The organism is Streptomyces sp. NPDC007157, from assembly GCF_040634235.1.
Classification (GTDB): domain Bacteria; phylum Actinomycetota; class Actinomycetes; order Streptomycetales; family Streptomycetaceae; genus Streptomyces.
Window position 1 is genome coordinate 14,594 of sequence record NZ_JBEYFE010000014.1, and the last position, 13,496, is coordinate 28,089.

Annotated in this window: 8 protein-coding genes; 6 read left to right on the forward strand and 2 right to left on the reverse strand. The window is 70.3% G+C overall.

What is annotated here, in order from left to right:
- Window positions 1-97: 97 nt before the first annotated feature.
- Window positions 98-2,044: a LamG-like jellyroll fold domain-containing protein gene (locus ABZ642_RS24845; RefSeq protein ID WP_360488049.1), complete on the reverse strand. Its 1,947-nt coding sequence runs from the start codon at window positions 2,042-2,044 to the stop codon at window positions 98-100.
- A gap of 169 nt (window positions 2,045-2,213) precedes the next feature.
- Window positions 2,214-3,449, reverse strand: a complete 1,236-nt coding sequence (locus ABZ642_RS24850) for an MFS transporter (protein WP_360488051.1) — start codon at window positions 3,447-3,449, stop codon at window positions 2,214-2,216.
- Between the two features lie 933 nt (window positions 3,450-4,382).
- Here ABZ642_RS24850 and fusA point away from each other — a divergent pair.
- The 6 genes from fusA to ABZ642_RS24880 all read left to right on the forward strand — a co-directional run bounded on the left by fusA (window position 4,383) and on the right by ABZ642_RS24880 (window position 13,425).
- Window positions 4,383-6,449 (forward strand): elongation factor G, encoded by a 2,067-nt coding sequence (fusA, locus tag ABZ642_RS24855; RefSeq protein WP_360488054.1) that lies wholly within the window; start codon window positions 4,383-4,385, stop codon window positions 6,447-6,449.
- A gap of 391 nt (window positions 6,450-6,840) precedes the next feature.
- Window positions 6,841-8,157, forward strand: coding sequence for a sugar ABC transporter substrate-binding protein (locus tag ABZ642_RS24860; protein ID WP_360488057.1), 1,317 nt, complete (start codon window positions 6,841-6,843; stop codon window positions 8,155-8,157).
- A gap of 5 nt (window positions 8,158-8,162) precedes the next feature.
- Entirely contained in the window at window positions 8,163-9,155 is a 993-nt protein-coding gene (locus ABZ642_RS24865) for a sugar ABC transporter permease (protein WP_360488060.1), read from the forward strand.
- On the forward strand, window positions 9,148-10,008 hold the full coding sequence (locus tag ABZ642_RS24870) for a carbohydrate ABC transporter permease (protein WP_360488063.1): 861 nt from the start codon (window positions 9,148-9,150) through the stop codon (window positions 10,006-10,008). The genes ABZ642_RS24865 and ABZ642_RS24870 overlap by 8 nt, the downstream gene beginning before the upstream one ends.
- A 38-nt stretch (window positions 10,009-10,046) precedes the next feature.
- A complete protein-coding gene (locus tag ABZ642_RS24875) occupies window positions 10,047-11,405 on the forward strand; it encodes a GH1 family beta-glucosidase (protein WP_360488066.1) in 1,359 nt (452 codons plus the stop codon).
- A gap of 145 nt (window positions 11,406-11,550) precedes the next feature.
- Window positions 11,551-13,425, forward strand: a complete 1,875-nt coding sequence (locus ABZ642_RS24880; RefSeq protein WP_360488069.1) for a discoidin domain-containing protein — start codon at window positions 11,551-11,553, stop codon at window positions 13,423-13,425.
- Window positions 13,426-13,496: the final 71 nt, after the last annotated feature.

The following is a 13,496-nucleotide window of genomic DNA, read 5'->3' on the forward strand; positions in this document are numbered from 1 at the left end:
CTTCGCCGTCAAGAGGACTAGACCAAAGGCTCTGCCAAGACGCGCGTCGCCCGTCTCCGGCGGGCGGCCGGCCGGGCCGGAGACGGGGGACACCGCGCTACTTCGCGGTCAGGAACTCCTCCCCGGACAGCGGGCGGTTGACAATCCGGATGTCACCGATGCCGCCGTGGAACACGATGTCGACGGTCCCCGCGTACTCGTGGCCGCCCACCAGCCAGGGCAGCCCGAGCGAAGTGAGGCCGACCGAAAGGCGCTTCGGGTTGTCGACGACCGGCGCGCCCTCGACGTACAGCCTCGTGCGGCGGCCGTCGTTGACCACCGCCAGGTGCCACCACCTGAGTTCCACCAGGCCGTGGCCCCAGTTGGTGGTCGGGTAGGTGTCGTTGAGCGGGTAGTGGTTGAACTGCGGCTCGCGGCCGTTGTTCGAGATGGCGAGCTGGAGCACCGGCTCGCCTGGGTCGGTGTTCCTGCCGTGCTTGCCGGCGTCCGCGGCCGAACCCCGGCGGCTGAGTATCGACGCCCAGCCGTTGCGGCCGGCGTCCCAGTCCAGCGGCATCCGCACGAACGTCTCGATGGTGTATCCGGACTCGAAGGTCTCGGCGTTCAGCGGAGCCTTCTCCCCGGTGGTCAGGTACGAGCCGTGCAGCGGGTTCCGGCCGCCCGCGAACGTCAGGCTGGCGTGTGCGGGCTGGTCGGGGTGGTGGTCGTCGGACCAGGTCAGCGCGGAGGCGGCGGTGCCCGGCAGGGTCACCACCGTCAGGTCGTTGCCCTTGCCGGAGAGGTCGGGCACCGTCTGGCCCGCGGTGAGCGCGGTGCCGGGCGTGCCCTGCCCGTCGAAGCGCCAGTACGCCAGCGTGCCCTTCACCAGCTCCCGGGCGGCCGGACGGGCCGGCCGGACCGGCATCGGGGCGAAGCCGGAGAACCGCTCGGCGAAGTCGATCGGCACCGAGAAGTTGTCGACCGGGCCGGTGATCCGGGCGTGCTGGGCCGCCAGTTCGGTGCGGGACTCCGGCTTCTGGGCCAGGATCCAGGGGTTGACCGTCTCGACGTCGATCGTGTTCCGGGCCAGGTCGAAGTGGTACAGCCGGATCATGCCGCCACCGCCGAAGTAGCGGTTCTGGTAGTTGGTGATGTGCAGGTGCACCTCGTTGCCGGCGGCGTTCTTCGCGGTCGTACGCGCGGGCGGCCAGTAGTGGCCGTTGAGGGTGAGGAAGATCTGGTCGTTGTCGTTGATCAGCCGGTCCCAGACCGTGCGGCCGTAGTCGGAGAGTACGGCGTTGTCCTCCGGGTCGCCGGACTCGTACGGGAAAACGTTGTCATCGTAGTTCGAGTAGACGAGGTCGTGCGTCGTGAGGATCACCGGCAGCTTAGGGTGTGCCTTGATCACGCCGTCGGCCCAGGCGAAGCCCTGCTCGCTGGTTCGCCAGTCCAGGGCCAGCAGCAGCCAGGAGCGGCCGGCGGCCTCGAAGACGTGCGCGGTGTTGTAGCCGGTCGCGTCCGCCCCGGCGAACGTCTTCGCGCGCTTGAACCGCTGCGGGCCCATGGTCCGCAGGTACGCCGTGTCGCCACGGCTGTCGTCGCCGCTCACGTCGTGGTTTCCGGCCAGCACGCTGTAGGCGGCGCCGTGCGCGTCCAGCAGGTCGAAGGCCCTGTCGACCTGCTGGAACGAGGACGGGTCCGCGTCCTGGGTCAGGTCGCCGAGGTGGGCCATGAACACGATGTTGTCTTCGGAGGCCTTGCCGCTGTTGCCGATGACGTAGCGGAACGACTCCTCCTGCGGCGTCCGGTCGACGCTGTCCTGGCTGCCCCAGTAGAGGAACTGGGTGTCCGGCATCACCGCGAGGGTGAACCGGAGGGCGGTCGGATCCGGTCTCCAGGTGCCGGTCCTGCCGGCGGCGGTGTCCGCGGCGTACGCGGGTGTGCCGCCGAGCGTGGCCGCGCCCACGGTCGCCGCGCCCGCACCGGCCAGCGCCGCGTTGCGGAGAAAACCACGCCTGCTCTGTCCGGCCGCTTCTTGTGACGGGGTGTCATCCTGCATGGACATGGGGCCTTCCCGGGTCGATGGTCCAAACGGCGACGACGCTACCCAGCAGGGCCCGTGGGCGGGCGGACAGGAGATGACGGGCGATGGCCGGGCGGCTGTCCGGGATCGAAAGACTGGCGTATACGCCGTCGTTCGATCCCGGCTGCTGTCCGACCGGCCGGTCGGACGCTCAGGCCGAGGACTCCGTCACGGTGTGCTCGCCGCGCCGGACGAAGACCAGGCCCGCCCACGCCATGGCGGCCAGCGGGATGGCGCCCGAGATGATCACCTGGCCCTGGCTGGAGACCAGGTGGTTCGGGGTGCCCAGCAGGTAGCCGAGGCCGATGCAACTGCGGGACAGCGCCTGGAAGCAGGCCCAGGCACTGCCGTGCACCTCGGCCGGTACCCGCGAGTGCACCGCGTTGCGCAGGCCGACGTTGCACGCGCCGTTGCCGAAGCCCGCGATCAGGAACAGCGGGAAGATCACCGCGGCGACCGGGATCAGACCGGTGAGGAGCAGGCCCAGGCCGATGCCGGCGATGCCGCCGACGATCAGCAGGGTGTGCCGGTCCGACCAGCCCGCGCGGCCCGCGAGCAGCGCGCCGGGGACGGATCCCAGGGCCCAGGTGGCCAGGAAGAGGCCGAAGACGGTGTCGTTGCCGTTGACGACGTCGCGCAGGTAGAAGACGCCGGCGACGTTCTCGATGCTGGTGGCCAGCATGGCCGCCGCCAGCGCGGGCATCAGCGTGCCCACCACCGGGGCGTCGCGCAGAGCCCGGTAGCCGTCCCCGAGCTTCGTGGCGGGGCGGCGGCCGATCACCACGTCCACGGTGCTCGGCACCGCCAACATGGTGCAGCCCGCGAGCACGAGGAAGGACGCGGCGTCCGCCCCGAGGAGCACGCCGGTACCCCACCGGGGGTTGAGGAAGCCGGCCAGCGCGGGCCCGAGCAGCCCTGCCACGGACATTCCGGCCATCAGCAGGCTGTTCGCCCGGCCCGTGTACCGGTCACCGGCGACCGCGGGCAGCATCTTGAACCCGGCGGCCACCGAGGCCACTCCGGCCAGGGCGGACAGCGCGATCAGCGCGACCCGCACCTGGAACCCGCCGACGGCGGTGGCCGCGGCGAGGCACAGCGACTGGGTCAGCAGCGCCCACAGACACACCGTGCGCGCGCTGAACCGGTCCACCACGGTGCCGATCAGCGGTGCCGCGAGCACCGTGGGGATGAGCTCGGCGAGCATCACCGCGGTCACCCCGAAGCGGAAGCCCCGGTCCGCCGCGTTCAGCACCAGCCCCAGCGAGGCGAGGGTGTCTCCGAGACGGGAGAACAGCGTTCCCGCGATGAGCACCTGCGCGGCGACCGGCATCGCGGTACCCCGGCGCAGCGCGGCGAACGGCGCTCTCCGCGTCTTTTGCGTGTCCAATCCAGTCCAATCCGTCCACTTGCCGTACGCATTAGGTCTGCTCGCCGATCAGATTAGGCCTGTTCGTCGAGTGGTGGTGCATCCACCGGCCACCGGGACGGGGTGCTTTCCGGCCTTTGGTGCCCTGCCGGAACCCGGTGCGCGATCCCAATTTCTCAGCCACAAGCAGCGCTTCACCGAATATCCACACATGTTCCACATCAACTCCGGCCGGGCTGGAACGGGTCGGCGTGTTCCGCCTGCCACCCGCGAGGATGCGCATCCGGGGCGTTCCGGACGTCCTTTCCCGAGTCGGGAGGGCCGGTGGGGATATGAGCGTCCCGATGTCCCGCTGGGAGCCGTAAAGCGCGTTTTTCGGCCAATCGCTTGAGTTGCGGCGTTCTCTTCCGGTGGGCCTGCTCCGCGCCGTTCGCCGAACCGGAAAGCGCCTTCCGGGGTGGCGGGGTTATGGATGCCGGCCGCGTGAATGTCCGGAAAATGTCGGGGCGGCGAGTCGCCCCTTTCCCCGAGGGGTGGCGCAAAGGGAACGAACCGGTATCTCCGGGAAGCGCAAGCCCCCTGGTCGGAAAAGCGCGTGCCGTGTCCGGCGTTCCCTGCCTACACTCGCTCGGTATCACGCACCGTAGCCGCGGAAGGCGGTCGCGGCGCTTTACCGTGACGAGTTCGGACGATGAGGGGAGAGGGCCATGCGCGACCGCGCGACTGCCGTCTCTTCCCGTTCCCGCTACGAGGTGATCCTCGTGTCCCCGTCCCTCCGGTACCCGCTGCGCGGCCGGTACCGGACTCCGTGACGCCCGGCCGGTCTCCACAACAGCTGGCATATGCCAGTGAATTGACGTCCCGTCAGTTGTGACTCGGTGAACTTCGCGGCACGGAAATTGCGCTGCCCATTCCAGGACCCGTTCCGGGACCGCATTCGAAAGGCAACGGGCCATGCGCGCCGAACTCCACCCGAACTCCGTCAACTCCCTCACGGCCGTCCGCAACCTGGGCATCCTCGCCCACGTCGACGCCGGAAAGACCACCGTCACCGAACGCATCCTCTTCGCCACCGGCACCATCCACAAACGCGGCGAGGTGCACGACGGCACCACAGTCACCGATTTCGACCCTCAGGAACGCGACCGCGGCATCACCATCTTCGCCGCGGCCGTCAGCTGCGCCTGGGACGGCCACCGCGTCAACCTCATCGACACCCCCGGCCATGTCGACTTCGCCGACGAGGTCGAACGCTCCCTGCGCGTCCTCGACGGCGCGATCGCCGTGTTCGACGCGGTGGCCGGCGTGGAGCCGCAGAGCGAGTCGGTGTGGCGGCAGGCCGACCGGCACGGCGTCCCGAGGATCGCCTTCGTCAACAAGCTGGACCGTGCCGGTGCCGCCCTCGACAGAGCCGTCGAGTCGATCCGCACCCGGCTGCACCCGGCCCCGCTCGTCGTCCAGTTGCCCATCGGCGCGGAGGACGGCTTCACCGGCGTCGTCGACCTCGTGCGCATGCGCGCGCTGGTCTGGCCGGACGACGGCGGTACGGCGGTGCCGGGACCGGTCCCCGACGCGCTGCGGGCGGAGGCGGCGCGCCGGCGGCGCGCGCTGGAGGAGACGGTGGCCGCACTGCACCCGGCCGCGCTGGAGGAGTTCTGCGCGCCGGCCGGCGGGCTGTCCGACGGCACGCTGCGCTCCGCCCTGCGCGACCTCACCCTGACCGGTGAGGGCGTCGTCGTCCTGTGCGGCTCCGCCTACCGCAACCGGGGCATCGAACCGCTGCTGGACGCGGCCGTGGCCTATCTGCCCTCGCCGCTCGACGTCCCCGCCGTACGCGGCACCCACGAGGGTGCCGAGCGGCGGCGGGCCGCCGACCCCGAAGGGCCGTTCGCGGCGCTCGCGTTCAAGGTGACCGCGACGCCCACCGGACGCCTCACCCATGTCCGCGTCTACTCGGGCACGATCGAGAAAGGAGACACCGTGTGGGACCCCACGACCCGCCGCACCGAACGCGTCGCCCGCATCCTGCGCGTCATGGCCGGGCGCCACGAGCCCCTCGACCGGGCGGTGGCCGGTGACATCGTCGCCGTCGTCGGACCGAAGTCGGCCCGCCCCGGTTCCACCCTGTGCGCGCCGGACGCCCCGCTGCTCCTGGAGCCGCCCCAGGCCCCGGAACCGGTGGTGTCCGTCGCCGTCGAGGCCCGTCGCCGTACCGACACCGGCCGGCTGGCCCAGGCGCTGGCCCGGCTGGCCGAGGAGGACCCCTCGCTGGTGGTGCGCACCGACCCGGAGACCGGGCAGACCGTGCTGTCCGGGATGGGCGAACTGCACCTGGAGGTCGCCGTGGCGAAGATCCGCGCCGACGGCGGCCCCGAGGTGGCGGTGGGCCGGCCCCGGGTCGCCCTCAGGGAGACCGTGGTGCGCGGGGTGACCGGCTTCGTCCACCGGCATGTCCATCAGACCGGCGGCGCCGGGCAGTTCGCGCACGTCGTCCTGGACGTCGAACCGCTGGAGCAGGAGGCCGGCTTCGAGTTCCGCTCCGCGGTCGTGGGCGGCCGGGTGCCCCAGGAGTACGTCCGCGCGGTCGAGGCCGGCTGCCGGGACGCGCTCACCGAGGGCCCCCTCGGCGGGCATCCGGTCACCGGGCTCCGGGTAACCCTCACCGACGGCTCGACGCACGTGAAGGACTCCTCCGACACGGCGTTCCGTACGGCGGGCAGGCTGGGTCTCCGGGAGGCCCTGCGCGGCTGTGCGATGCTCCTGCTGGAGCCGGTCGCCGAGGTCACGGTCACCGTGCCCGAGGACGCGGTGGGCGGGGTGCTGGGCGACCTGTCCGCGCGGCGCGGCCGGGTCACCGGATCGGTGGTCCGGGGCGGGTCGGCGGTGCTGACCGCCACCGTGCCGCTGGCCGAACTCTTCGGCTACGCGACCCGGCTGCGCGGCCGCTCCCAGGGCCGAGGCACCTTCACCACCCGGCCGACCGGCTACGCCCCGGCACCGGCCGCGGCGACGGCTCGGTGACACCGGGGCGGGGCCCGGGGACAACCTCCCCGGGCCCCACCGTCGTACCCGGTGGCCCGCCCCTCGCCGCACCGCGCCGCCCGTCGAAACACAACCGTTGTGGAACGCCCCGTGAGCGCTCTCTGCCCAGGTCACCCGGCTTCGGCGCAGGTCACGCCGCTTGGCGTGGGGAGAGTACCGGGCCGGAACCGGGTGTTCCCCGGCCCGCCTGCACGGATACCCGTGCCGGATCCCTTGACGAGCTACTGTTCGGGGGATTAACTCACGTCCTAAATTAAGCCATGAGGGGCTTCGGGAGCCGAACGGTGGTCTCGGCCTTCGCAATCGCGGGTGCCGACCTTCGCGAAGCCCTCTCGGGGTTCTCGTCTCCCGGAAAGGCACAGCTGGAGCCATGCGCAGCATCCGAGCCGCGGCCGTAGGCGCCGTCACCATGTCTCTCGCCCTCGCGGCCACGGCCTGCGGTGGCGGGTCGTCCACCGGGGGCGGGTCCAACGACTCCCCGAAGACGCTCACTTACTGGGCCTCCAACCAGGGTGCCAGCATCGAGATCGACAAGAAGGTACTTCAGCCGGAGCTCGACAAGTTCCAGAAGCAGACCGGCGTGAAGGTCAAGCTGGAGGTCGTGCCCTGGTCGGACCTGCTCAACCGGATCCTGACCGCGACCACCTCCGGCCAGGGCCCCGACGTGCTGAACATCGGCAACACCTGGAGCGCCTCGCTGCAGGCGACCGGCGCGCTGCTGCCCTGGGACGCCAAGAACTTCGACAAGATCGGCGGCAAGGACCGCTTCGTCGACTCCGCGCTCGGCTCCACGGGCGCCGAGGGCAAGGACCCGGCGGCCGTACCGCTGTACTCGATGGCCTACGCCCTCTACTACAACAAGAAGATCTTCGCCGACGCGGGGATCGCCAAGCCGCCGGTCACCTGGGACGAGCTGATCGCCGACGGCAAGAAGATATCCGCCAAGGGCAAGTCGGTGCTCGGCGCCGAGGGCGGCAACGTGTCGGAGAACATCCACCACACCTTCGTCTTCGCCAAGCAGCACGGCGCCGACTTCTTCACCGCCGACGGCAAGCCCAACTTCACCGACGACAAGGTCGTCGCCGCGGTGAAGCAGTACGTCGACCTCATGGCCAAGGACAAGGCCATCCCGACCAGCGACGCCGAGTACGCGCAGAACCAGTCGGTGAGCGACTTCGCCAAGGGCAAGCTGGCGATGCTGCTGTGGCAGTCGGCGTCCTCCAACCTCAAGTCGCAGGGCATGAGCGACAGCGACTACGGCATCGCCCCCGTGCCCGTGCAGTCCGGCACCCCCGGCACCGGCGCCCAGGTCAACTCGATGGTCGCCGGCATCAACCTGGCGGTCTTCAAGAACACCAAGAACCTCGACGGCGCGACGAAGTTCGTGAAGTTCATGACCAGCGACGACGAGCAGAAGATCCTCAACACCGCCTACAGCTCCATCCCGCCGGTCAAGGCCGCCCAGGAGGACCCGGCCTTCAACACCCCCGCCAACTCGGTCCTGAAGAACACGCTCGCCACCAGCGCCGCGGCCCTGCCCCAGGTCGCCGCCGAGTCGCAGTTCGAGACGACCGTCGGCACCGCCGTGAAGAACCTGTTCGCGGCCGCGGCCGCCGGCCACGCCGTCACCACCGACTCCGTGAAGGCCGAGCTGGAGAAGGCCCAGCAGCAGATGCCGGCGGCCTGAGCACCATGACGACCACCACCACCGCCGTGCACGAGCCGGTGCGTGCGAACTCCCCCGGGGCGGCGGGCGGCTCGGGCCGCCGCCCCGGGCGGATCCGCCGGATCGGACTGCCGTACCTGCTGCTCCTGCCCGCCCTGCTGCTCGAACTCCTCGTCCATCTGATACCGATGGTCATCGGCGTCGTGATGAGCTTCAAGGAGCTGACCCAGTTCTACATCCGCGACTGGGGCACCGCCCCCTGGTCCGGGTTCGACAACTACCGGACGTCGATCGAGTTCAACGCCCCGGTCGGCAAGGCCCTGTTGCACTCCTTCCTCGTCACCGTCAGCTTCACCCTGCTCTCGGTCGGCCTGTGCTGGCTGCTGGGCACCGCGGCCGCGGTGTTCATGCAGGACACCTTCCGCGGCCGGGGCCTGCTGCGGACCCTGTTCCTGGTGCCGTACGCGCTGCCGGTCTACGCGGCCGTCATCACCTGGGTGTTCATGTTCCAGCACGACAACGGCCTGGTGAACCACGTCCTGCACGACCAGCTGCACCTCACCGACAAGCCGTCCTTCTGGCTGATCGGCGACAACAGCTTCTACGCCCTGCTGACCGTGTCGGTGTGGAAGGGCTGGCCGTTCGCCTTCCTGATCGTGATGGCCGGACTCCAGAACATCCCGAGGGAGCTGTACGAGGCGGCCGCCCTGGACGGCGCCGGCATGCTGCAGCAGATCCGCCGGATCACCCTGCCCTCGCTGCGCCCGGTCAACCAGGTGCTGGTCCTGGTCCTGTTCCTGTGGACGTTCAACGACTTCAACACGCCGTACGTCCTGTTCGGCAAGGCCGCTCCGGAGGCCGCCGACCTCATCTCGGTCCACATCTACCAGGCCTCCTTCGTCACCTGGAACTTCGGCAGCGGCTCGGCGATGTCCGTGCTCCTGCTGCTCTTCCTGCTGGTCGTGACCGGCGTCTACCTCGCGCTCACCTCACGCGGACGGAGGACCGCCGATGTCTAGCCCCAGTTCGCCGATGGCCCCGCCGCGCTCCTTCCTCTGGGCCCGGGCGATCTTCCTCACGCTGCTCACCGGGTTCGTCCTGATCCCCGTGTACGTGATGATCTCCAGCTCGCTGAAGCCGCTCGCGGACGTCACCGGCAAGTTCCGCTGGCTGCCCAGCGGGCTGACCATCCGCCCGTACATCGACATCTGGTCGACGGTCCCGCTCGCGCGGTACTTCGTGAACTCGCTGATCGTGGCGGTGGCGGCGACCGTCTGCTCGGTCGTGGTCGCGGTGTTCGCCGCCTACGCGGTCAGCCGCTACGAGTTCCGCGGCAAGCGGGTCTTCACGGTCACCGTGCTGTCCACGCAGATGTTCCCGGGCATCCTCTTCCTGCTCCCGCTGTTCCTGCTGTACGTCAACATCGGCAACGCCACCGGCATCGCGCTGTTCGGCTCCCGCGGCGGCCTGATCCTCACCTACCTGACGTTCTCGCTGCCGTTCTCGATCTGGATGCTGATCGGGTACCTCGACTCGGTGCCCAGGGACCTGGACGAGGCGGCGCTGGTGGACGGCTGCGGGCCGCTCGGCGCGCTGTTCCGGGTGGTGGTGCCGGCCGCGATCCCGGGGATCGTCGCGGTCGCCGTCTACGCCTTCATGACCGCCTGGGGAGAGGTGCTCTTCGCGTCGGTCATGACCAACGACACCACCCGCACCCTCGCCGTCGGCCTGCAGGGCTACTCCACGCAGTACGACGTCTACTGGAACCAGATCATGGCCGCCTCGCTCGTGGTGAGCGTTCCCGTCGTGGCCGGCTTCCTGCTGCTCCAGCGCTACCTCGTGGCGGGGCTGACGGCGGGCGCCGTCAAGTGAACCCCCCCAGTTCCGAAGCTTGTCGCGAAAGGAATTACGTGACCATCGACCTCGCCGCACTCCCGCACGACTTCCTGTGGGGCACGGCAACCGCGGCGTACCAGATCGAGGGAGCCGTCGCCGAGGACGGCCGTTCACCCTCCATCTGGGACACCTTCTCGCACACCCCCGGGAAGATCGCGGGCGACGACAACGGCGACATCGCCTGCGATCACTACCACCGCTGGCGCGAGGACATCGGCCTGATGGGCCGGCTCGGAACCAACGCCTACCGGCTGTCGATCGCCTGGCCGCGGGTGCGGCCCGGCGGCGACGGCCCGGTCAACGCCAAGGGCCTCGACTTCTACGACGAGTTGATCGACGCCCTGCTCGCGGCGGGGATCACCCCGTCGGTCACGCTGTACCACTGGGACCTGCCGCAGGCCCTGCAGGACCGGGGCGGCTGGCCCGAGCGGGCGACCGCCGAGCACTTCGCCGCCTACGCCTCCGTGGTCGCCGAACGGCTGGGTGACCGGGTCCGGCACTGGACCACCCTCAACGAGCCCTCCTGCTCGGCCTGGATCGGCCACCTGGAGGGCAAGATGGCCCCGGGTCTGACCGACCTCACGGCCGCCGTCCGCGCCTCCTACCACCTGCTCCTCGGCCACGGCCTGGCCGCCCAGGCGATCCGTGCCGCCGCGCCCGGCGCCGAGGTCGGCATCGTGAACAACCTCTCCACGGTGTTCGCCGCCTCGGACCGTCCCGAGGACGAGGCCGCCGTCCGCCGCCACGACGGGCACGTCAACCGCTGGTGGCTGGACCCGGTGCACGGCCGCGGCTTCCCGGCCGACATGGTCGAGACGTACGGCGTCGAACTCCCCGAGCGCCCCGGCGACCTGGAGACCATCGCCACCCCGCTCGACTGGCTGGGCCTGAACTACTACTTCCCGGCCTACATCGAGGACGACCCGAACGGCCCCGCCCCGTACGCCCGTTCCGTACGCCGACCGGACGTCCCGCGCACCGGAATGGACTGGGAGATCGACGCGAGCGGCATCGAGACGCTGCTGCTGCGCCTCACGAACGAGTACGGCGCCCGCAAGCTCTACGTCACCGAGAACGGCTCGGCCTACCCGGACGTGGTGCGCCCCGACGGCACGATCGACGACCCCGAGCGCCAGGAGTACCTGGTCGGGCACCTCGCCGCCTGTGCCGCCGCGGCCCGCAAGGGTGCCCCGCTGGCCGGGTACTTCGCCTGGTCGCTGCTGGACAACTTCGAGTGGGCGTACGGCTACGACAAGCGGTTCGGCCTGGTCCACGTCGACTACAAGACCCTGGTCCGCACCATCAAGGGCAGCGGCCACCGGTACGCGGACATCATCCGCGACCACCGGGGACAGGCCCGCCGGGCGGCCTGACCGGAACGGCGGTGGGCGCGGCACAGGGGAGTTCCGCGTCCACCGCACCGCTTTCTCCCACGCATGCACGACGGGCCATGGACACCACCCTCTGAACTGTCATGAACACAACAACATGTGCACCATCGACACTCAGGAGACCCGCATGCCGACCCGCATTCCCCGCACCCTCCTGGCCGCCCTCGCGACGGCCGCCCTGCTGGCCTCGGGCCCGGTCCTGGCCGTACCGGCGTCCGCCGCCGCTGCCGCCGTGACCTGGGACACCGACCGCGCGAACACCGCCTACACGGCGAACCCGAACGCCGTCACCGCCTCCGGCAGCGAGAACGGCGGCACCACCCCCGGCCTGGCCTTCGACGGCAACGGCGCGACCCGCTGGTCCAGCAACTTCGCGGACGACGCCTGGATCCGGATCGACCTCGGCACCACCGTCCGTATCGACCGGGTGGTCCTCGACTGGGAGGCCGCCTACGGCAAGAGGTACGTCCTGGAGGCCTCGAAGAACGGCACGGACTGGACGCCGTTCTACACCGAGACCGCGGGCACCGGCGGCTCGGTCACGGCGAGCACCTACCCGCAGGAGGTCACCGGCCGCTACGTCCGGATGCGCGGCATCGAACGCGCCACCCCCTACGGCTACTCGCTCTGGAACTTCAAGGTCTACGGCGGCGAACCGGCCCCCGCGTCCTCGACCGTCACCAACCTCGCCCTGAACCACCCGGCCTACTCCAACTACTACCAGCACGCGGGCAATTCACCGGCGTTCGCCACCGACGGCGGCTGGCCGGCCGACCTGAAGGGCGACTACACCCGCTGGTCGAGCGACTGGAACGCCGACCGCTGGATCTCGGTCGACCTGGGCGCCACCTCCACGATCTCCTCCGTGGACCTGTACTGGGAGTCGGCGTTCGCGGTCGACTACCTGCTCCAGGTCTCCGACGACAACGTCAACTGGCGCACGGTGTACGAGCCTTCGGCCGCGGCCATCGCCGCCCGCCGTGCGAACATCGCCGCCCCCGGGGACGCGGCGGGCCTGCACGACACCGTCACCCTCCCCTCCCCGGCCACCGGCCGCTACGTCCGGATGCTCGGCAAGGAGCGCCGCAGCTTCTACAACCCCGCCCCTTACACCGCGCAGTTCGGCTACTCCCTGTACGAGTTCCAGGTCTGGGGCACCGGCGGCAGCGCGTCGGCGGCCTACCCCGCCCTCCCGGGCGACCGGTCGGGCACCTACCAGACCACGTTCTTCGACGACTTCACCGGCGCCGCACTCGACCGCTCCAAGTGGCGGGTGGTCCGCACCGGCACCGAGATGGGCCCGGTCAACGGCGAGTCCCAGGCGTACGTCGACTCGACGAACAACGTCCTGACGCAGAACGGCGAACTGATCCTCAAGGCGAAGTACTGCAAGGGCTGCACCCAGGCGGGCGGCGGCACCTACGACTTCACGTCCGGGCGCATCGACACCAACACCCACTTCGACTTCACGTACGGTCGCGTGAGCGCCCGCATGAAACTCCCGGTCGGCGACGGCTTCTGGCCCGCCTTCTGGCTGCTCGGCAGCAACGTCGACAACCCCTCGGTCTCCTGGCCGGCCTCCGGCGAGACCGACATCATGGAGAACATCGGCTACCCGACGTGGACGAGCACCGCGCTGCACGGCCCCGGGTACTCGGCCGACGGCAACATCGGCGCCCGCCAGACCTTCCCGAACGGCGGCACCGTCGACCAGTGGCACACCTACGCGGTGGAGTGGACGCCGACGGCGATGCGCTTCTACGTCGACGACACCCTGGTCCAGGAGACGACCCGCAACAAGGTGGAGTCCACGCGCGGCCAGTGGGTCTACGACCACAACCAGTACGTCATCCTCAACCTTGCCCTCGGCGGCGCCTACCCGGCCGGCTGGAACCAGGTCACCACCCCTTACTGGGGCCTGCCGCAGGCCAGCGTCGACAAGATCGCGGCCGGGGGAGTGCAGGCGGAGGTGGACTGGGTGCGGGTGGAGCAGAAGAAGTAGGGGCTCCGGGCCGGGCGGCGGTCCGCCGTCGTCCGGCCTCCGCCCTCCGCCCTCCGCCCTCACAGCGAACC